This window comes from Streptococcus cuniculi (assembly GCF_004570575.1).
Taxonomy (GTDB): Bacteria; Bacillota; Bacilli; order Lactobacillales; family Streptococcaceae; genus Streptococcus; species Streptococcus cuniculi_A.
Map to the genome: position 1 here is coordinate 191,170 of NZ_SPPD01000002.1, position 20,359 is coordinate 211,528.

23 protein-coding genes are annotated in these 20,359 nt (G+C 43.0%); 1 reads left to right on the plus strand and 22 read right to left on the minus strand.

Annotation, left to right across the window (positions count from 1 at the left end; all coding sequences use genetic code 11):
- Nucleotides 1-7 precede the first annotated feature (7 nt).
- The 22 genes from E4T82_RS02605 to E4T82_RS02710 all read right to left on the minus strand — a co-directional run bounded on the left by E4T82_RS02605 (nucleotide 8) and on the right by E4T82_RS02710 (nucleotide 18,394).
- Nucleotides 8-439 (minus strand): precorrin-2 dehydrogenase/sirohydrochlorin ferrochelatase family protein, encoded by a 432-nt coding sequence (locus E4T82_RS02605; protein ID WP_135181337.1) that lies wholly within the window; start codon nucleotides 437-439, stop codon nucleotides 8-10.
- 9 nt (nucleotides 440-448) lie between these two features.
- Entirely contained in the window at nucleotides 449-1,024 is a 576-nt protein-coding gene (locus E4T82_RS02610) for a cob(I)yrinic acid a,c-diamide adenosyltransferase (protein WP_135181338.1), read from the minus strand.
- A 3-nt stretch (nucleotides 1,025-1,027) separates the two neighbouring features.
- On the minus strand, nucleotides 1,028-2,524 hold the full coding sequence (locus tag E4T82_RS02615) for a cobyric acid synthase (RefSeq protein WP_135181339.1): 1,497 nt from the start codon (nucleotides 2,522-2,524) through the stop codon (nucleotides 1,028-1,030).
- Nucleotides 2,518-3,330, minus strand: coding sequence for an energy-coupling factor ABC transporter ATP-binding protein (locus E4T82_RS02620; protein ID WP_135181340.1), 813 nt, complete (start codon nucleotides 3,328-3,330; stop codon nucleotides 2,518-2,520). The genes E4T82_RS02615 and E4T82_RS02620 overlap by 7 nt, the downstream gene beginning before the upstream one ends.
- 17 nt (nucleotides 3,331-3,347) lie before the next feature.
- Entirely contained in the window at nucleotides 3,348-4,022 is a 675-nt protein-coding gene (locus tag E4T82_RS02625) for a CbiQ family ECF transporter T component (protein WP_135181341.1), read from the minus strand.
- A 37-nt stretch (nucleotides 4,023-4,059) separates the two neighbouring features.
- Nucleotides 4,060-4,350 (minus strand): energy-coupling factor ABC transporter substrate-binding protein, encoded by a 291-nt coding sequence (locus tag E4T82_RS02630; protein ID WP_135181342.1) that lies wholly within the window; start codon nucleotides 4,348-4,350, stop codon nucleotides 4,060-4,062.
- Nucleotides 4,347-5,075: an energy-coupling factor ABC transporter permease gene (locus E4T82_RS02635; protein WP_135181343.1), complete on the minus strand. Its 729-nt coding sequence runs from the start codon at nucleotides 5,073-5,075 to the stop codon at nucleotides 4,347-4,349. The genes E4T82_RS02630 and E4T82_RS02635 overlap by 4 nt, the downstream gene beginning before the upstream one ends.
- Nucleotides 5,076-5,109: 34 nt before the next feature.
- Entirely contained in the window at nucleotides 5,110-5,811 is a 702-nt protein-coding gene (locus E4T82_RS02640) for a cobalt-factor II C(20)-methyltransferase (RefSeq protein WP_135181344.1), read from the minus strand.
- A 3-nt stretch (nucleotides 5,812-5,814) separates the two neighbouring features.
- Complete coding sequence (locus tag E4T82_RS02645; RefSeq protein ID WP_135181345.1) at nucleotides 5,815-6,588, minus strand: sirohydrochlorin cobaltochelatase; 774 nt, start codon at nucleotides 6,586-6,588, stop codon at nucleotides 5,815-5,817.
- 11 nt (nucleotides 6,589-6,599) lie between these two features.
- Nucleotides 6,600-8,042 carry a uroporphyrinogen-III C-methyltransferase gene (gene cobA, locus E4T82_RS02650; protein WP_135181346.1) on the minus strand — a complete coding sequence of 481 codons (1,443 nt, stop codon included), beginning with the start codon at nucleotides 8,040-8,042 and terminating at the stop codon, nucleotides 6,600-6,602.
- A gap of 20 nt (nucleotides 8,043-8,062) precedes the next feature.
- Nucleotides 8,063-8,818, minus strand: coding sequence for a precorrin-6A reductase (cobK, locus tag E4T82_RS02655; protein WP_135181347.1), 756 nt, complete (start codon nucleotides 8,816-8,818; stop codon nucleotides 8,063-8,065).
- On the minus strand, nucleotides 8,815-9,540 hold the full coding sequence (gene cobJ, locus E4T82_RS02660) for a precorrin-3B C(17)-methyltransferase (RefSeq protein WP_135181348.1): 726 nt from the start codon (nucleotides 9,538-9,540) through the stop codon (nucleotides 8,815-8,817). The genes cobK and cobJ overlap by 4 nt, the downstream gene beginning before the upstream one ends.
- A 26-nt stretch (nucleotides 9,541-9,566) precedes the next feature.
- Nucleotides 9,567-10,628, minus strand: a complete 1,062-nt coding sequence (locus E4T82_RS02665; RefSeq protein ID WP_135181380.1) for a cobalt-precorrin 5A hydrolase — start codon at nucleotides 10,626-10,628, stop codon at nucleotides 9,567-9,569.
- Complete coding sequence (locus E4T82_RS02670; protein ID WP_135181349.1) at nucleotides 10,618-11,391, minus strand: cobalt-precorrin-4 methyltransferase; 774 nt, start codon at nucleotides 11,389-11,391, stop codon at nucleotides 10,618-10,620. Before E4T82_RS02670 ends, E4T82_RS02665 begins: the two co-directional genes overlap by 11 nt.
- Nucleotides 11,392-11,400: 9 nt before the next feature.
- On the minus strand, nucleotides 11,401-11,964 hold the full coding sequence (locus tag E4T82_RS02675) for a decarboxylating cobalt-precorrin-6B (C(15))-methyltransferase (RefSeq protein WP_135181350.1): 564 nt from the start codon (nucleotides 11,962-11,964) through the stop codon (nucleotides 11,401-11,403).
- Entirely contained in the window at nucleotides 11,954-12,568 is a 615-nt protein-coding gene (locus E4T82_RS02680) for a cobalt-precorrin-7 (C(5))-methyltransferase (RefSeq protein ID WP_135181351.1), read from the minus strand. The genes E4T82_RS02675 and E4T82_RS02680 overlap by 11 nt, the downstream gene beginning before the upstream one ends.
- Complete coding sequence (gene cbiD, locus E4T82_RS02685; protein ID WP_135181352.1) at nucleotides 12,559-13,683, minus strand: cobalt-precorrin-5B (C(1))-methyltransferase CbiD; 1,125 nt, start codon at nucleotides 13,681-13,683, stop codon at nucleotides 12,559-12,561. Before cbiD ends, E4T82_RS02680 begins: the two co-directional genes overlap by 10 nt.
- Before the next feature lie 21 nt (nucleotides 13,684-13,704).
- The gene (locus E4T82_RS02690) at nucleotides 13,705-14,385 is read right to left on the minus strand and encodes a cobalt-precorrin-8 methylmutase (RefSeq protein ID WP_135181353.1); all 681 of its coding nucleotides are present in this window, start codon (nucleotides 14,383-14,385) and stop codon (nucleotides 13,705-13,707) included.
- Nucleotides 14,385-15,086, minus strand: coding sequence for a cobalt-precorrin-8 methylmutase (locus E4T82_RS02695; RefSeq protein WP_135181354.1), 702 nt, complete (start codon nucleotides 15,084-15,086; stop codon nucleotides 14,385-14,387). The genes E4T82_RS02690 and E4T82_RS02695 overlap by 1 nt, the downstream gene beginning before the upstream one ends.
- Nucleotides 15,087-15,097: 11 nt before the next feature.
- Nucleotides 15,098-16,045 (minus strand): adenosylcobinamide-phosphate synthase CbiB, encoded by a 948-nt coding sequence (gene cbiB, locus E4T82_RS02700; RefSeq protein ID WP_135181381.1) that lies wholly within the window; start codon nucleotides 16,043-16,045, stop codon nucleotides 15,098-15,100.
- Nucleotides 16,032-17,405 carry a cobyrinate a,c-diamide synthase gene (locus E4T82_RS02705; protein WP_135181355.1) on the minus strand — a complete coding sequence of 458 codons (1,374 nt, stop codon included), beginning with the start codon at nucleotides 17,403-17,405 and terminating at the stop codon, nucleotides 16,032-16,034. Before E4T82_RS02705 ends, cbiB begins: the two co-directional genes overlap by 14 nt.
- A gap of 650 nt (nucleotides 17,406-18,055) precedes the next feature.
- Nucleotides 18,056-18,394, minus strand: coding sequence for an ATP cone domain-containing protein (locus E4T82_RS02710; RefSeq protein WP_075099752.1), 339 nt, complete (start codon nucleotides 18,392-18,394; stop codon nucleotides 18,056-18,058).
- A 125-nt stretch (nucleotides 18,395-18,519) separates the two neighbouring features.
- On the opposite strand from E4T82_RS02710, the gene pepF reads away from it, so the two are divergent.
- Nucleotides 18,520-20,310 carry an oligoendopeptidase F gene (gene pepF, locus E4T82_RS02715; RefSeq protein WP_135181356.1) on the plus strand — a complete coding sequence of 597 codons (1,791 nt, stop codon included), beginning with the start codon at nucleotides 18,520-18,522 and terminating at the stop codon, nucleotides 20,308-20,310.
- The last annotated feature ends 49 nt before the right edge of the window (nucleotides 20,311-20,359 follow it).

The window sequence follows — 20,359 nt, forward strand, 5'->3', positions numbered from 1 at the left end:
CTTAGGATTACAATTCTTCTAAGATCGTTTCTAATTTTTTACGAATTTCTTTAGACCGGGCAGGAGATAGACCATTGGTCGAAATCATCACAGAAAAATCTTTGGCGCGTGCAATAGCGACATTGTAAAAATCTGAAAAATGCTTATCACCAGTATTGTTGACTAGCTGGCTCGGATGAGCTTCTTCCATGACTTGTCGATTGACATCATCCTTATCTGTACAGGCAAAGACAAGCTTAGCATCTGTCAAGTCTCCTGTCTGGTAAGGACGCTTCACCCAATGAATCCTAGTTGGGTCAATCGCTTCATGCAACCTTGGACTAACAACTGTTACCCAAGCGCCTGCTGCAAGCAAGGTCTTAATCTTTCTGGACGCCACAAGGCCACCTCCAACGACCACAACTGGCTTTTCGTAAATGTTAATCATGACTGGATACATAGGCTTCTCCTACTTTTTACTCCGAAAAATTTTAGCACTGCGCTTATAGACTGTATCGGCTACACCAAGTCGATCATTGACGAGCCGAGCGAGCACGAAAAAGTAATCTGATAAGCGGTTGATGTACTTGAGACCAACAGGATTAACGGCTTCTTCTGCTTCAATCACAGCTACCATTTTTCTCTCTAAACGTCTGGTCATGGTTCGCGCCATGTGAAAGGAACTGGCAATCTTATGCCCGCCTGGAATGATAAAATATTCTAATTTAGGAGGAATGTGCATGTAGGCATCCAATTTTTCTTCCAGCCATGCCACATCTTTTTCAGCTTGCTTGTAAGGACGCAATTCACGAGGCGTTGCTAAATCACTTCCGCAATCAAAGAGCTGCTGCTGGATTTCTTCACATTCTACCCTTAAATCATCTAATTGGTCAAACTCTGTCATTTCTGAAACAATTCGTCCCAACAGCGAGCAAACCTCATCCATCGTTCCATAGGCTTCCACACGAATATGGGTTTTAGACACTCTATCTCCACCATATAAACGCGTGAAACCAGTATCTCCGTATTTTGTATAAATCTTCATATTCTACTCTTCTTTATTGACAATGCGGTAAATAGCGTCCATATCCAAGGATTCACGCAAAATATCCGCTAATTTATCGTATTCTCTATCCTTAAATTCTTGCAGGGTCACGACTTTATCATGGATGGGTTCTAAGCCCTTGGCTTCTCGAATGCTGTTTAAGTACTGTCTTGTCCAGTCGAGATTATCAAAGACACCGTGCAAATAAGTTCCCTGTACTTGGCCGTCATGCCCTATCGCACCGTCTATTCGCTCAGTTTTTTCCCCATTTTGAAGGGTAATCGTTGAAAATGGCTGTACTCCTTCTGCGATGGTTGTTTCACCCATGTGAATCTCGTAGCCTTCTAACTCATGACCTGCATGGTTCGCTCTGACTTGGGTTGTCCGTTTGGCAGCTTTAAAGGTCGTCTCTGCGTCCAATAGCCCCAGACCTGCGATTTCTTCAATGCTTGATTCCACATGCAAGGGGTCAGACAGTTTCTTGCCCAATAGCTGATAGCCACCACAAATGCCAAAAATATGCACCCCTTGCTCGAGGCAGTGGAGGATTTCTCGCTCCAAGCCAGATTCCCGCAAATAATCCATATCTTCAATGGTATTTTTACTGCCTGGTAAAATCAACAAATCGGGCAAACCAATCGCATCTCCTGGCATGACATAGCGAACCGATACATCTGGCTGGATTTCTAAACTATGAAAATCCGTGAAATTCGACATCCGCTTGAGACCGATAATGGCCACATCCAAGTCTTTTTGGGTATCGAATCGACGGCTCTTTTGCACCAAAGCAACACTATCTTCGCTATCAATATCAAGACTTGCATAGGGAACCACTCCAAGAACTGGAATGTGGGTTAATTCCTCAATCATATCAATCCCCGACTGCAACAAGGCGACGTCGCCACGGAATTTATTGATGACAACACCTTTGACACGAGCCCGATCTTCCTTGGGCATCAGCTCAATAGTGCCATAAATAGAGGCAAAAACCCCTCCCTTGTCAATATCCGCCACCAAGATGACTGGTGCATCAACGAGCTTAGCCATGCCCATATTGACAATATCATGACTATTCAGATTGATTTCTGCGGGGCTTCCAGCTCCTTCTAGGACGATAAGGTCATTTTCAGAGCCTAATTCTTCATACACTTCCTTGATTTTCGGAAGCAATTGCTGCTTAAATTCGTGGTACTCAACAGCATCCATATCACGAAGGACATTGCCCATAAAGACGACCTGTGATTTTCTGTCAGAAGTCGGTTTGAGCAGTACAGGATTCATCCGTACATCAGGGTCAACACCTGCAGCTTCTGCCTGCACGACCTGAGCCCGCCCCATTTCGTCGCCTTTTTTAGTGATGAAGGAGTTGAGGGCCATATTTTGTGATTTAAACGGGACAACTTTTAAGCCATCTTGTTTAAAAATTCGGCAAAGACCAGCAACAATAATGCTCTTTCCAGCATCTGAGGCAGTACCTTGCACCATAATTGATTTTACCATTTTACATCCCCTTTCAATAATTGTTTAAAAAAATCCATTTCATTGAGCGCAAGAGGCGCTTTTATCGCTTGATGTAGCTTGACAATCCACGGAGCTTCTAAACCAGCTTTTTCCAACAAATCCACTTTTTGAAAGAGCTGAAATTTATCCCCTTCTGCTAGCACTTTCCCCTTGTGCAGCAAGTAAGAATAATCACAGCAATCATACATCAAGTCCATGTCGTGACTGGTCAAAATGATATTTGTCCCCGCAGCGACTAATTTTTTCATGGAGTCTGCCATTTTTCTACGTCCTTTTGGATCAAGTCCAGCCGTTGGCTCATCCAAGAGTAGGTATTTGGGCTGCAAAGCTAACATCCCTGCAATCGCTACACGTTTTTTCTGACCATAGCTGAGATATTGGATAGGCTTATCTGCTAGATGAGTGATGTCCATCATCTCTAAAGCCCTTGACACACGCTCGTTAATCTCGTTAGGGCTGTATGCCAAATTTTCCAAAGCCAGACCAATATCGTCCTTGACAATGGTATAAAACAGCTGCTGTTCGGGATTTTGAAAGACCATATTCACATCCTGACGGTACTGAAACAAAGCCTTTTTGGTCATGGATACAGCCTCACCTTGATAGAGAACCTGCCCTTCTTGCGGCATTAAAAGACCAGTGATAATCTTCATGGTTGTGGATTTGCCAGAACCATTCGCTCCTAAAATCCCGGTAATCCGTCCTTCTTGAAAGTCCATAGAAATGTGCTCTAGTGTAGGACATTTGCGGTCGTATGAAAAGGAAATCTCTCTTAACTGTAACATCTTCTTCTCCTCTTGTCTCATTCTCTCTGATAACCGTCAAATTTAAGGGTTAAGACTTCGTTCAAGCGCTCATTATCATCTAATAACTTGGTAAATAAGGTATGAGCTAACATGCCCAAAGCCTTGTAATTCTTCCGTTTTTTGTAAAAAGCAAACTTTAAATCCAAGGTATCGCGGATAGTTAGAAATTCATACAGGACTAGAAAAATAAAACGATACATGAGTACAACGATTTCTAAGAGAAATAGAGGAACATGGATTTTCTTAAACAGTTGAACCATTTGAGTAAATGGTACGGTAAGTGCAAAAAAGTAAGTAGCCACTAACGAACAATAGATGCGCAGTACAATAAAACCAGCCTGCTGCAAACTTTGACCATTGATTCCTAAGTAGCCTTTAAAAAAGGGTAGGGCGATGAGAAAAGAGCCCTTATCTGCATGATAGGTTACAACGAAGGTCAATAAACTGATAAAGATAAAGATGATCGCATGGAGGTGCCACTTGAGATAAGCGGAGATAGACATCCGTGCTACATAGCAAGTCAGAAGGACAACCGTCATCAGCAGACCCAACTGCAAAGGAACGATCCCAGAAAAGCTAATGATGAGTAGAAAGACGTAAAAGAGAAATTTGTAGTCTGCTTTTACACCTCTCCACCGATTTTGGTAGGCATATTTATCAATTACAAACATCTTTATTGACCTCCCAACCTATATCAACGAGACTTGATTAAGCTGATTTGTTCAAGTCTTTCTTTCCTCTATTGTATCCAATGACGTAAAAAATGATTCCGGCTCCGATACTTCCTTGAAGGGTAAACAAGAGACTTTCTACTTCTGCCCCTGCTGGTTCAAAGATGGGTGAAAACCATGGCTCGTAATCCTCTTGAATGGAGGTAATAGCTGTCTCTGCTGCGTCATCGGTGCCACTATATTCTACACCTTTTGGAGCGAAAAAGAAGGCAGATAAAATAACGGCAACTGCTGCTAAAAGCAAGAATAAATTTTTATGAGATTTCATGCGAATAGTCCTTCCTTTTCTTTAATCGTATCAGAGATGAGGTTATAAAGAATCACTGTGAGCAAGCCCTCTACAATGGCAATCGGTACCTGTGTGGTTAAAAAGACACCCATGAATTTCAAGGCAGAACCGACAAACCCTGCTGTTGGATCTGGAAATACAAGCCCCAGCTGGATAGAAGTTGTCGCATACGTCGCAAGGTCTGCCACTACTGCACAAAGGAAAAGGGCAACACGACGAGATACCTTCATGGACAATGCTAATTTATAGATAAAATAACCGACAAAAGGACCCACAACAGCCATTGAAAAGGCGTTCGCCCCAAGCGTTGTCAACCCACCATGCGCAAGCAATAAGGCTTGAAAGAGTAGGCAAATCATTCCCAAAACACTGACCACAGAAGGCCCAAACATAGCTGTCCCAATCCCAACACCCGTCGGATGAGAGCTAGAGCCTGTCACAGAAGGAATTTTCAAGGCTGATAGAATAAAGATAAAGGCACCTGAAAGAGCAAGCATGGTTTTAGAATTTGGATTCTTTGCTACGATTTTCTTAATATTTAAGACTCCCACAACAAAGAAAGGCAAAAAGAGAGCAAACCATACCAAACACCACACTGGTGGCAAATACCCTTCCATAATGTGCATAGCCTCAACTGGCCGAGGACACAAGAAATACAAGACAATAAATAGCACAATGGCTAACTTTTTATTATAGTTTTTCATAGAATTCTCCATTCGTAGATAGCGCTAGGCTAGTTTACAACAGATTTTTCTTGACAATCATGGTTGTAAAATAGCTGAGTTTGCTTTCAACATCAAGGTCTGCAACTCCTCGCATGATGATTTGCTTATCAGAAGAAGCATGACTGACTAAGAACGTATTGTTGACTAATTGGTGCTTTTCAAGCAAGGGCAAAACGACATCTAAGTGGTTGGCTACCTTCATCAAGACCACGGTATCATGAAGGGAAAGTGCAGCATCCATGGTTTCTACATCTGTTGTAGCAGGAACTACCGCAAAGGACTCTTCGTCCATGGTGAGAGGCTGACCAAGCTCAGAAGCCATGCAGGTAAAGGAGGTGATCCCCGGAATCGTTTGGGTCTCAATCTCGTCTTTTAAAATATCCAATAAATAGCTATAGGTGCTATAAACCATTGGATCTCCTAGCGTGATAAATCCAACATTTTTACCAGCTTTAACGTCTTCGACGATTTCTTTTGAAATGGCTTCCCACTGCTCTTTTTTCTCTTCTAGAGAGGCAATCATTGGAAAATGACGTTGCTTAATCTCCAAATGTTCGTTGAGATACGTTTCTGCAATGGACAGGGCTAAACTTTTCGTACGTTTTTTCGCTTCCGGTGTATAGATGATGTCCAAATCATTAAGGAGACGGCTGGCTTTGACCGTCACCAATTCGCTATCTCCCGGACCAATTCCGATTCCATAAAATTTTGCCATTTTTCACTCCTCTTCTATAGTGGATTTCAAATGCGCGATATAGAGCGCCTGAATTTCTGGATATTCTCCCAAACCGACTAAATGTGTTTCTACCTGATAACCGCGCGACTTAAAGTAGGTATTCCATGAATCCTCTTCATCTGATGTCATATCATTGGTCGCATGATCTCCTGCCACTAGCATGAAAGGAGCAAGATGAATAGTTTTGACGCCTTCTTCTTGCAATTCTTTCTCAATCAAAGAAACAGGTGGGTAGCTTTCTACACAGCCAATGCGAACGGGCGTCCCTTTTAGCATGTGATCCATGGCCGCATAGGCTGTAAAAGCATAATGTTGGCTTCCATGTCCCATTAAGACCGTGGCTGTTTCTGGGCCAAAATACCCATACTTTTCCAGCAAAACAGCTCTTACTGCCTCATAATCCGCTTCACTGCTTAACAGCGTTTTTGCAATCTTGAGAACGTGGAATTTATCTTGAAATACCCTAGCTTGATGAACAATCTTTTCATACTCTCCACCTAAAATCATATGGAGAGGTTGGATATAGACTTCTTGAATACCTGCTTCATAGAGAGTTTCCAAAGCTTCTGCCACTGTCGGAATCTCAAGCCCTTCATGTTGTTTGATGCGTCGAATGACAACAGTTGACGTAAAAGCACGATACACTGTCAATTCAGGAAAGGCTGTTTGAATCGCCTCTTCACAAGCTTCTATCGTTTTTTTTCTAGTTTCAGGGTAGGTCGTTCCAAAACTGACCACTAAAATGGCTTTTGACATAGCACAACTCCTTATCCTAGAACTGCTTGGCACTTGTCACAAATAGAAGCAATCGTTGGCTCATCTGCTTCGATAATCGCTGTAAAGCCAGCATTTTCAAGAACTTCTCGCGTACTTGAACCCATGACGATGATAGGAACTTCCTTCCAATCTTGCCCTGATTCTTCGCTCAACGCAACAAAGTTCATGGCTGCAACAGAATTTGGCAAGCAAATAGCTTCTACTCCTGCCCACTCTTGCGAAAGCAAAGGACTGTCAAATCCGACTTGGTGTGTTTCTAAAATTGGGAAATGATAATAGCTAGCAAGTTCATCTTTTTTGTGCTGTGGTGCCAAAATGTACCAATTGCCTGTTTCTTCTTTCATAGCTGCACTCAACTGGGAATCAGAGATTTGCGTTCCTTTTTGATGAAGGAAAATCCCTGATTCTTCCAAACCTTTTGCAGTATGCATGCCAATTGCCGCAATCTTGATATGGGCTAGCTGACGAATATCCATCCCCTTGTCACGAAGTGCCGCCACAAAAAGAGGCCAGCTTTGCATATCAGCGACTAAAATCCCGTCCACTTGTTCCATATCTGGCAATCCAAGTGGCAATTTCTTAACTTGATTACGGGCAGGGAAGGTGACAAGACTAGCCCCAGCATCCTTGAGTAAACGTGGTAATTTACCTGTCGGCGAATCTTGAATCAAGATTTTTCGACCAAACAAAGGCAACTGTTCATGGAAATTCAATTCCTTGCGAAACGCAACCACATCTCCCACCACGATAATACTTGGTGCCTTAAATTGATGTTCTTCCACCAAGGATACAATCGTCTCCAAAGTCCCATCAACCGAACGTTGCTGCGGATGAGTTCCCCATTCTACGATGGCCACTGGAGTGTCCTTATCAAAGCTGCGTGTCGCTAGCTCATGCGTAATGGTTGTGAGATTCTTCATCCCCATTAAGAAAACCAAGGTGCCTTTCAGTTGTGAAATTGCTTCCCAGTTCAAAGCCTCTGTTTCATCTTTGAGATGTCCTGTAAAAACATGGAAACTCGTTGCGACATCGCGATAGGTCATTGGGACACCTGCGTAGGTCAGTCCAGCAATGGCAGAGGTAATTCCTGGAATCACCTCAAAAGCAACATCTGCCTTCACCAAGGCTGTCGCTTCTTCTCCTCCTCGTCCAAAAACATAGGGGTCTCCGCTCTTCAATCGTATAACACGCTTGCCTTCCTGCGCTTTTTTAATGAGGATATTCTCAATTTCCTCCTGACGTACACAAGGCATGCCAGGCTGCTTTCCAACATCAATCTTTTCACAGTCGGCTTTCACTGCTTGGAAAAGTTGTGGGTTGACCAAGCGGTCAAAGACAAGAACATCTGCCTCTTTGAGCCTGCGAAGTCCTTTTAGGGTAAGCAATTCATAGTCACCCGGACCTGCTCCTAATAATGTTACTAAACCAGTCATTGGTTCTCCTTTCTTTTGCCTTATTTTTCTTCTGTCAAATAAACTCTTAATTCTTCTACTGTGGATACCATGTTTGGATAGTCAACCAAGGGGCGAGAAATGATAATGCAATCAATTCCCAACTCCAAACACCCATCAATTTTTTCACGAATACCACCAACACTGCCGCTTTCTTTAGAAACAAAAACATCTGCTTTTGAGTGAGCAATCAGCTCCTTATTGCATTCTTTTGAAAAAGGTGCCTTAATCGCGTCTATCTGGTCTGCCACCATTCCCAAGGCTTCACAGGCCAGTAAGACCTCAGAAGTCGGCAAGACCCTTGCCACCACCCGTCGATCTGGTAGACCATGGATAAAGAGCGGAAGTGTTTTACTCCCTGTTCCTAGATAGATGGTTTGATAGCCCTTTTCTCGAATGACCTCAATAGCTTCTTCGGTCGAGTGAACCACGATACTTCCTGATAAATCAAGGGTCGCAGACCGTTCAAAACGAAGATAAGAGATGCCTGCCATCTCTGCTGCTCGAATGGCTTCTTTGGAAACAATGTCTGCAAAAGGATGTGTCGCATCAATGATTTCATCCACTTGATTGTTTTGGATAAAGGCGACCATATCCTCGGCTGTCAACCGCCCTTGAATGACTGGTTGACCAAACTTTGCAGCTAGGTGCTTGCCATAATCTGTCACCACAGAAGTCGTCACAGAAATCTCCATGTCATTGAGTAATTCTAAGATAGCTGTACTATCTGATGTCCCTCCCAGTAATAGTTTCATCATAGAGTATAGCCTCGAGGGGTAATCATACGGCCATTTTTCACATAGGTTTCTTTATTTCCAATAATAACAATTGTCGTCATATCCACGAGAGATTCGTCCAACTCCTTAATCGTTGTGAGAATATATTCTTCTTTTTTGCGACCAATATCTTTTCCAATACCGACAATGGTATCTTCTGATTTGTATTGGGAAATAATGGAAAGAGCTTTTGACAGATGATCTGGACGTCCCTTACTTCTTGGATTGTACAAGCAAATGACAAAATCCCCTTGGGCAGCTGCATGGAGACGTTTTTCAATGACAGACATCGGCGTCATCAAATCGCTCAAACTGATATGGCAAAAGTCATTCATCAAAGGCGCCCCCATGACAGCCGCAGCTCCTAAACTAGCAGTAATGCCCGGAACAACCTTCACTTCAAGGTCTGAGTTATCGCCAATCAATTCTAAAATCAAGCCAGCCATGCCATAGACACCAGCATCTCCACTGGATACGACACCGACATTCTTACCTGTCTCAATTGCTAAATCAATCGCTTTTTGACAGCGGTCAATTTCTTGGCGCATTCCTGTCGCTACATGCTCCTTATCCTTGACAAGATCACGAATCAAGCGCATATAGGTTGAGTATCCTACGATGATGTCGCAATCTGCAATGGCATCTAGCGCTTCACGAGACATCAATTCTTCTTTACCTGGTCCTAATCCAATAACATATAACATACGTTTCTCCTTTTTTATCTTACTTTTTATCGATTGACAATTGCCTTGGCTAAAGCATAAGTACAGCCATCTTTGGCAAATCGTTCGGTCAATACTTGTCCGCCACTTGCCACATCTGCACTGGCAAGAGCGACACTTCCGACACCAACCGTTTGTTTGACAAAGGCTGATTGCGGATATTGATCTGCCACCACTTCCAACTCCTCCTTGGTGTAGGTTTCAAATGGGCAGTCTAAGGCTTTTGCCAAGGCTAAGATTGCTGCTTCTTCTTTTTTTACATCAATGCTGACAATTTTTGCAATTTCGCTAGGGTCAATCTTTTCCTGTTGGCAAAAGAGGGCAAAGCCTTCACGAAAGACTTGGGGATCCACATTTTTGCGTGCCCCTACACCTAAAATATAAGGTTTTGGATAAATCACGGCTACATTTTCCCTTTCTATCATTTGTGGCTGTGTTGTAAGGAAAATAAAGGGCTCGCCACTCTCTAAAATCTCCTCCACATCTGCCGGCTCAATGACCGTCAAACCACGCAGATCACTCACCCAGTTCTTCTCTTGGTAAAAATAAACCCGTTCTTTTCGACCAAGATAACTATTAAATGGCTTAATCAAGGGGCGAAGTTCTGCTCGCCAGCCATTGACAGACTTGGCTAGGGTGTCCAGTGCGGCTACATTTTGTACATCAGTCGCTGTTGTAATCACAGGATTGGCCCCGAGCATCTCTGCGATTTGCAATGTCAGCTCATTTGCCCCGCCTAAATGCCCGCTTAACAGACTAATCACATTAGTAGCCTTCTCATCCATGACAATGACTGCTGGGTCTGCCGCCTTATCAACGACCACAGGCGCAATCGAGCGAACTACAATCCCTGTCGCCATGATGCAAATCAACACCTCTACCTGAGTAAATAGCTGGGCAATGGCTCTGACAGGACTGCCTTCCAAAGCAAGCGTCCTTTCATCTGCCAGCTTGGGCATGGTATAGACTTGACTTGGTTTGGCTAATTTTTGCTGCAACAAAAGGGCGGTTTCCTTACCTGTCTCCGTTAGGGCAACAATGGCATACGGTAGTGCTTTCTCACTTGGCATGGCTGCTCTTTCCATGGCGGAATTCATGCTCGAACTCTTCGTGGTAGAGTTTAGAATAATAAAATTCTTGCCCTAAGAAATCTCCTACCAAGATGAGGGCAGTTTTGGTAATCCCAGCTTCATTGACCCGCTCAGCAATGGTTTCCAGTGTTCCAAAGACCTTCTTCTCCTCAGGCCATGTCGCTTTATAAATGACTGCGACAGGTGTGGTAGCTGGATAACCTCCTTCAACCAATTCTTCCACGACTTTTTCAATTCCCTGAATGGAAAGGAAAATTGCCATAGAAGTTCGGTGCTGGGCATAGCTTCTGAGAGATTCACGGTCTGGAACAGGAGTGCGTCCTGCCATTCGTGTGATAATCACACTTTGCGATACCTCAGGAACAGTGTACTCTGTTCCAATACTTGAAGCCGCTCCCAAGAAGGAACTCACACCAGGCGTACAATCAAACTCAATCCCACGCTTTTTCATTTCCTCGGTCTGCTCTCGAATGGAACCATAAATGGAAAAGTCGCCAGTCTGCAAGCGCACAACGTCCTTACCAGCCTTGACACCAGCTTCCATGACATCAATAATCTCCATCAAATGCATGCTAGCACTATCGTGGATTTCTGCTCCTTCCTTACAATAGTCAAGCAAAGCTGGATTGACCAAAGAGCCTGCATAGATAACAACATCAGCTTGACACAGCTGTTTATAGCCCTTTAGCGTAATCAAATCAACATCACCAGGACCTGCTCCAACAAAATGTACTTTTGACATAATTTCTCCTTATTCTTTTTCTGTTTTTTGACAAGAGACGATAATGGTTGGATTCTGTGGTTTAAAGTAGTGACCTTTTCCAAGAACAGTAAAGCGACTAGCTTGGATAGAGACAACTTCCACTTCTTCCCATGCCATTTCTTCTGCAATCTGGGCAGCTTCGAGTGCATTTTCTAGCAAGATAAAATTCAGCACCATACGACCACCAGGTTCTAATAATTTATCGCACCAATCGAAAATTTCTTGCATATTGCCGCCTGTACCACCGACAAAAATAGCATCAAACGAACCTTCCAGTTCAATCGGGGCTAACCCTTCATGTAGGGTGACATTTTCGCACTGAAAATGTACAATATTTTCACGGGTCAATGCGACAGCATCGGGATTTCTCTCCACTGCAACCACTTCCAACTCAGGATAGGTATGCGCCGCTTGAATCGTTACACTCCCTGTTCCCGATCCCACATCGAGCATTCGTTTTGCTCGGTGCAATTGGAGTTTATCAAGGCTAATCGCCCGAATTTCTTCTTTGGTCATCGGAACCTTGGTCCGAATAAATTCACTATCTCTCATCCATTACCACCACAACATTCATTTGATAGTCACGATCCTCTACCGCCTCAGCAGGAAGAATCGTAATGCGTTCATCGTCATAACTTAAATTTTCACCGATAATCATCTTTTTTTTCAAGCCCCTTTTGACTACTTCTTGGGCAATTTGATACGGCCCTACCTTGGCATCTGTCACCATAAATACCTTCTCCAAACTCATCATCAAGTCAAAATTTGGAACCTTGGCATGACTACTGGTCAAGTAAGCGTCATTCATAGGAAGGAAAACTCGGCTGGCCAAATATTGCATGGCACTAATCCCTGAAAAGATTTCAACTCGATTTGGAAATGTTTCAGACATCCATTTGCCAAGACCGTAAATCAAGGGATCTCCAGATACCAAATAAATAATTTCAGCGTCATCCGCATAAGAGCGAATCAAGGCCTCCATTTCTCCTAATTTTTTAGGAGGAACTACGCCTTTATGGGCGTACTCTTTCGGTAAAATCTCTAAATGCCGCTCACTTCCTAAGATATAGTCTGCCTTAGCAAATAAGGCTTCGTGGCCCAGCATGCCGTATTTTGAGTCTCCAGGACCAATTCCAATAACTGTTATCACGTCCATTCCTCCTTAATGGTTTCAATTGCCTGCGTAGAGGCTAAATAGCCTTCTTCTGAACCAAATAACACGACATCAATGACCACTTCAGGCTTGCGGTACTTGAGCAGTCGCTCGCTACGCAACTTGATTTTATCTGCAAGGATTTGATAGACAGCCTCATAGCCGTACTCTTTAATCGCTTCACCAGCTGCTTCTGTTGTTGTACAAGTATCAACCTTTTGTAACAGTTCAATCGGAGCCCCCATAAGAGCTAGATTAGAAATAAGGGTCTCCATCCTAGCATCAGCATCTTTACTATGGGTAGAAAAAATTCCTGCTGCTACCTTGACCAATTTCCCCATGTGCCCCACCATTAGGACCTTTGTAAAACCAATCCGCTGCACTTCCTTTAGCACATGACCCACAAAATTACTCATATTGACAATTCGTGATGGATCAATGCCAAGGACATTGGTCGTGAAATCTTCTCCATAATTTCCTGGCGCAAGCACAACGGAGCGATGACCATTATTGTAAAGTTGGGTCAACTCCACCGTAATCGCTGCCTTCCAACTATTTTCTGACATCGGATTGACAATACCTGTCGTCCCTAAAATGGAAATGCCTCCCAAAATTCCCAAACGCGAATTATAGGTTGATTTCGCACGTTCTTCACCTCCAGGAACCGAGATAATCACCCGCGCTCCACAATCGGGTCCAATCATCTCTCGGACATACTTTTCAATCATGCGACGAGGAGTTGGATTGATAGCTGCTGTGCCAACAGGATTTGCTAAGCCTTTTTCGGTTACTCGTCCAACTCCAACCCCACCGTCAATCTCAATATTTGTTTGGTCTGGCAATAAGGTCACGGTTGAGTAAATGAGCAGACCATGCGTAGCATCAGCATCATCTCCGCCATCTTTTTCAACTGCTGCTGAAGCCGTTTGCTCCGCAAAAGACGGATCCTGAATCACCATGGTTACTTCTACTCCACTTGCTGTAGAAACTGTTACTTTTTCCTCGGTTTCTTGATTTAAAATCATGCTCACAGCTGCTACCGTAGCTGCTGTTGCACAAGTCCCTGTGGTATAGCCACGTTTTAATTTTTTACCATTCACATAGACATATTCATCCATTAGCTCCACTCCTTTCTCCGCTTATTTGGTGCCAAATGCGGTACAGCGGCGATAGTCGTCCGTTTCATCTCCTAGTTGGTATAAAATGGCATTGACAATTGCCGCAGCAATCGTACTCCCCCCTTTTCGCCCCAAAGCTGCAATTGACGGCAAGGCACTTTCATGGAGTTGAAGTTTTGATTCTGCTGCACCAACAAAGCCAACAGGAACACCAACGACGGCATCAGGATTTAATTCTCCTGCTTCCACCATATCCAAGACTTTAAAGATAGAAGTTGGTGCATTTCCAAAGACAAATAATTTCGGCCCTTCTACCTTAGCCGCATATTCCACCGCAGCCATTGAACGTGTGATGCCCTTTTCCTTAGCTTCTTTGAAAATCTCTGGCTCGTTTACCAAACAGCGATAAGCAACACCGCGTTTTTCAAGCAATTTTTTATTGAAGCCACCAAGAACCATGGTGGTATCGGTAAAAATCGTTCCTTTATTGGTCAGAACATGGATAATCTTTTGAATCACATCATTTGAAAACTTGATGTTATAAAGATAATCAAAATCCGCACTTGCAAAGACCACTCGTTTTAAAACGGCTTCTTCAAAAGGGTCTGTAAAGACAATCTCTGGATGTTCTTGATCAATCATTTCTTGAATTTTTTGAAAACTTGCTTCTTCTATTTTATGGGCTTGTTTCAGATAAGACATTACTCTTCTCCTTCTTTTTTAGTTGTTGGAGTCGAATAACGGACATAATCGTCAGTAATGACTTCCTTCATTTGATAGATAATGGCATTAATAATCGCAACTACAATCGTACTGCCGCCCTTTCGACCAACCGTTGCAATAGCAGGTAGCTTAGAGGCTAACAAGGCCTCTTTGCACTCCTCAACATTGATAAAACCGACAGGAACACCGATGACAGCATCTTCATCGATAAGCCCCTGTTCAACCAAATCTAAAAGGTGAAAAACCGCCGTCGGTGCACCGCCAAAGGCAAAGACCTTAGGACCTTCAATGTTTTTAGCAGCATATTCGACCGCTGCCATAGCACGCGTGATTTGTTTTTCACGCGCTAGCTGAACGACTTCCTCATGGTTAATCAAGCACTCATAACGCACGCCCATTTGATCCAAAACACGCTTGTTGATTCCATTTAAAGAGATGGATGAATCAACTAAAATCGTTCCCTTATTTTTCAAAATCTCAATGATTTTATCATTGACACCATGTGTAAATCGAAGATTGTAGAGATAGTCAAAATCTCCTGAGGTATGGATAGCACGCTTAATAATGGATTCTTCCATTTCCGTTTGAAAATGGTAATCTGGATGTTCCTCATCAATAACAGATTGAATAATTTTGAAACTCGTCTCTTCAATAGACGATGGATTTTGAATATATGACATAAATAACGCTCCTATAAAATTGTTAAACTAATAGATAGTAAGATAGCAAGCAGCAAGACAAAGGTTGTACTCATGTAAAGGAGGGAAACGGTTGTCAGTATATCATCTGCGGTTGCCTCTCTTGTCTCATCTCCGATTGTGGGTTTCTCAATGATTTCACCATGATAGATATGAGTTCCTCCCAGCTGAATACCCAAGCTTCCTGCAACCACAGCTTCCGAAAAAGCACTATTTGGGCTGGCATGCTGGTAGCGGTCTCGATAGCCAATACGGCAAGCTTCTTTGGCATTTAATTGTAAGATATGACTGGCAATCATTAAAGCCAGCCAAGTCACTCGAGCAGGAATAAGGTTGGCAAGATCATCTATTTTTGCTGATAAATAACCAATAGCTCGGTATTTTTCGGTCTTGTAGCCTACCATAGAATCTAAGGTATTGATGGCCTTATAGCCAATGGCTAGGACAGGGCCTCCGATGAAAAGACACAGTAGAGGACCGATAACGCCATCGCTAGTATTTTCTGCAACTGTCTCAATCGTAGCTTTGGTAATTTCTTCCCGAGAAAGATGAGAGGTATCTCGCCCTACAATCATACTAACCTGATACCTAGCGTCCTCCAGCGTCCCTGTTTTCACCGCATGATAAACCTTGATCGCTTCAACCGCCAAACTCCGCGTCGCCAGACTGGCATAGGCCAGATAGGTATAGATTACCCAATAGAATATCGGATGTAGCAAACTCGCCCCCAAAAGCAAGAGATAGGCAACAGCCACAGACAAACCTACCGTACTAAGCCACAACATTCCCCCAAAAACATAGGGCTGAATCGGTTTCTTTTGAAACATTCTCAGACACCAGCTGATGAAATTGCCCATCCATTTTACTGGATGTGGCCACGAATAGGGATCTCCTATCAACCAATCTAAGCAAACAGCAAGAACAATACTAAACAGACTCATCATTTCTTGCCTCACAAATATACTCTAGCCAGTGATGAAGAAGTTCTTCCTTCTGATAAAAATGAACGTGAAGATAGCTGGCAAAAGTTCTGCCCTTTTGATAACCGCCTTCCCACTTTGCAACTACTTCTCCATCTCGGGATTTTTCTAAATCAAGCACTGTCGCTTCCTCGGTCTCAAATACCGAATGGTGAAACTCATGTCCACGAACCTTTGTCCCTTTTGGACCGAAGAGACTATCAATCACCGTTGTTGCCTCGCAATAGCCAAAGCATTTCAAACGCGAAGTCATAACGCTTGTTCCATCAAAAATCCCCACCATGTCATAGGATTTGTCATCAATTTCTAAAGAGGTTCCTAGGTACATCAAACCACCACATTCGGCGTAAATCGGTCGTCCCTTTTGATGAGTGTGTAATACGGATGCTCGAAACGAACTATTGTTCATCAATTCCTCAGCATAAATCTCCGGAAAACCACCACCGAAGTAATAGGCATCTGCTACTGGCAACTCCTTGTCCTTTAATGGACTAAAAGGAATTAACGTTATCCCCAAATCGGTTAAGAAATCAAGATTGTCTTCATAATAGAAATGAAAAGCGTCATCCATGGCATAGGCTAAACGCAAAGGTGCGTAATTTTTCACTTGGAAAGGACTGTGAACGGCTTGTTCCGACTTTTCAACTTTTTTCAGCAGGCGCTCCAAGTCGATGTGTTCCTGCGCCAAGCCTCCCAGAACATCAAAGGTTTTTTCCAAATTTTCCATTTCCACATCAGGAATTAAGCCCAAATGACGCGAAGGCAGCTCCACTTCTGTATTTTTCGGAAAATACCCCAGCACCTCTACGTCTGTATAGCGTTCAATCGCTCCCTTAATCAGCTCATAGTGATTTTTAGAAGCTACTCGATTGATAATCACCCCTGCAATCGTCAAGTCAGAATCAAAGGTAGAAAAACCGTGAACCATAGCCGCAGCTGAGGTCGAAGTCGCTTTGCCGTCAATGATCAAGATGACAGGAATACCCAATTTTTTGGCAATATCAGCAGACGAAGCACAATCTTTATCCGTTCCCAGACCGTCAAAAAGCCCCATCACTCCTTCCACTACTGCCACATCCGCATCTTGATGCCACTTATAATAGGACCAGGCCAAAGCCTCTCTATCTGGAATCATAAAGCTATCTAAATTTCGAGAAGCCCGCTTGGTAATACGACTATGGTAAGCTGTATCAATGTAATCTGGCCCAACCTTATAGGGCTGAACTTGATACCCCATATTCGCCAAGCCTTTTAAAATACCGAGTGTCACAGTTGTTTTGCCAACACCGCTTGAAACACCCGCTAACATAAATTCCTTCATGACCCTCTCCTCATACGCATAAAAACGGTGCTACAAAAAATATTCCTATATCTTTTGTAGCACCGTTGCTCTCTATTATCATCAACACATCGTCGTGTTGGAAATCGCTTTCCTAGTTAGATTAATTTAAGTTTACTTTAAAAAAAATAGAATGTCAACCCCTTACGAAAAAGAATCACTCTCATCATTCATTTTTTTCTCTCATCTATTTTAGACATTGTAGACTATGTAATCTGTCATAGAACCTGCCTATAGCCCTTGTAATGGTAACGAAAGACACTATGAATGACAAAACCAACGGAGGTATTCCAACTTATTTTTATCAACTGTCATTGGTTGCAAAATTTCAGGTATACACATCTTCATTTGATTCCTCTTTCAAGCACAACTTGTTTGATGGATTTTATACTCAATGAAAATCAAGAACAGACTAGGCGACGCCGATGCAGATAGAACTGAAGTTCATCCAATCAAGTCAACAACATCTGCTTTTGATTTTCATTCATTGAGTATAAATACGACAAGTCGAAAGTGACGATGTATCAAAGTTCGTTCAAAAGACTATAAGTCCACATAATGGTGCATTTGTTAGGCTATAGGCTTCCTTTCTCCCCAACACAAAAAAGTCGTCCGTAGACAGCTTTTTTGGATTAGCGTACTTGTTCAAAGCGTAGATGAACATTGATGCGGTCGCCGTAGCCATTGCGCTCAAGGTCGCGTTGGAGGCGGTAAGAAATATAGTGTTCAGCAATCGCAATGTAGCCTGCATCAATCAGACGGTGTTCTACTTGTGATTGGACCATGCTGATGGTCGGACGCTCTGTATGAGCTTCTTCCAAGTCTAAAACTACTTTCTTGGTCACTTGAGCCAAATTTTGACGCCAAGTATCATCGATGACATAGACAGTACGAGCAGCTTTTATAATCGCTTGGTAAATTTTTTCTGGATCAAAGTCAACGACTTCTCCACTCCGTTTAATGACTTGCATAAAAAGCTCCTTTCTTTAGGTTTTACAACCCTCTTATACTACTATTATCCAAGGATTATGCAGATTTGTCAAGTTTTTTCCTGATATATGATATAATATTTTCAATACAAAAAAGGAGAATTCAAATGACAAATGCGATGCCAAAACGTCAAGAAATTGATGTGCAGTTAACCTGGGATACTTCCCTCATTTACCCTTCTCACGAGGCCTATCAAAAAGGTCTTGCGGACTACAAGGCACAGGTAGAACAGTTTGAACAAGACTACAAGGATAAACTGACTTCTAGCGAGGTGATTGTCCGTGCCCTCAAGGAATACGAGCTTATCCAAACTATTAACAATAAGTTGAGCCACTACGCCTACTTAAACCTTGATGTGGACAAGATGAATGCAGAGCTTGCAGCTCTGGCCAATGAATACCAAGTGACCTTAGCGACCAGCTATCCAAAGATTGCCTTCTTACAGACCCAACTTGCTCTGTTGGATGAAGCAATATTGAACGAAGTCAGCGCTCAAGAGCCACAATGGACCAGCTATATCCAGGATATTCTTCGTAAAAAACCACACCAGTTGCACCCATTGCAGGAAGACTTGTTGGCTAATTTTGCCCCAACATTTGGACAGCCTCACCGCAATTATGAGACGACAAAGTTTGAAGATATGACTTTTGAAAACTTCACTGCAAATGGTCAATCTTACGGAAACAGCTACGTTTTGTTTGAAAATGACTACGAAATCAGCCACGATACAGAAATTCGTCGTCAATCCGCAGCTGGCTTCTATTCAACCCTTCGCAAATACAAAAATACCACCGCTGCGGACTACTTGTCTCATATCAAAAATGAGCAAATTGAGGCAAAACTACGTGGATTTAAGTCAACCATTGACTACCTGCTCTTTGACCAAAATGTTTCCCGTGAGTTGTTTGATCGCCAAATCGATGTGATTATGAAAGAATTGGCTCCTCACATGCGCCGCTATGTCAAATTAGTCGCAAAAGCGCACGGCCTTGAAAAAATCACCCACGCAGACCTAAAAATCAGCCTGCCATCAGACTTCAATCAGCGCATCACACCTGAAGAATCCAAACAATTCTTGAACGATTGCCTTGGAATCTTGGGAGAGGATTACATTCAGATGATTGAGCAAGCCTTTGATGAGCGCTGGATTGACTTTGCTCAAAACGAAGGAAAATCAACAGGTGGTTACTGTGCGACCTTGTATGATGGGCCATCTTACATTCTCTTGTCTTGGACTGGTTTGATGAATGAAGTCTTGGTACTCGCACACGAACTTGGCCATGCTGGACATTTCCAATTAGCGAAAAAACAAAGCATTCTCAACTACGATCCATCGCTTTACTTTATCGAAGCACCGTCTACTGCCAATGAGGTCTTGACATGTAACACTCTCTTGAAACAAAATCAAGATCCAGCCTTCCAAGCCTACCTCATTAGTGAATTGATCAGCCGCACCTACTTCCACAATATGGTCACTCATTTATTGGAAGCGGCTTTCCAACGCGAAGTCTATACTCGTTTGGACAATGATGAATACCTCAACGGGGACATCCTCTGCCAGATTAAACTCGATATTATTAAGGAATTCTGGGGTGAAGACTTTGAAATCGGAGACGATGCAGGTCTCATCTGGATGCGTCAGCCACACTACTACATGGGCTTGTACCCGTACACTTACTCTGCTGGTCTGACCATCGGAACAGCCATGGCCAAACAACTGGAAGAAAATCCTGAAGCAGTTGTTGAAAAATGGCTCGAAACCCTCTCTCTAGGAGCTAGCCTATCTGCCCAAGACCTTGCCAAACACGCAGGTGTCGATGTCTCAACAGACAAGCCATTGAAAGAAACGATTACCTATGTCGGATCATTGGTGGATAAGTTGGAAGAATTAGTGTAAACAGCATAAACCCTGTCTCGTTTCAAACCGAGACAGGGTTTTTAAATCC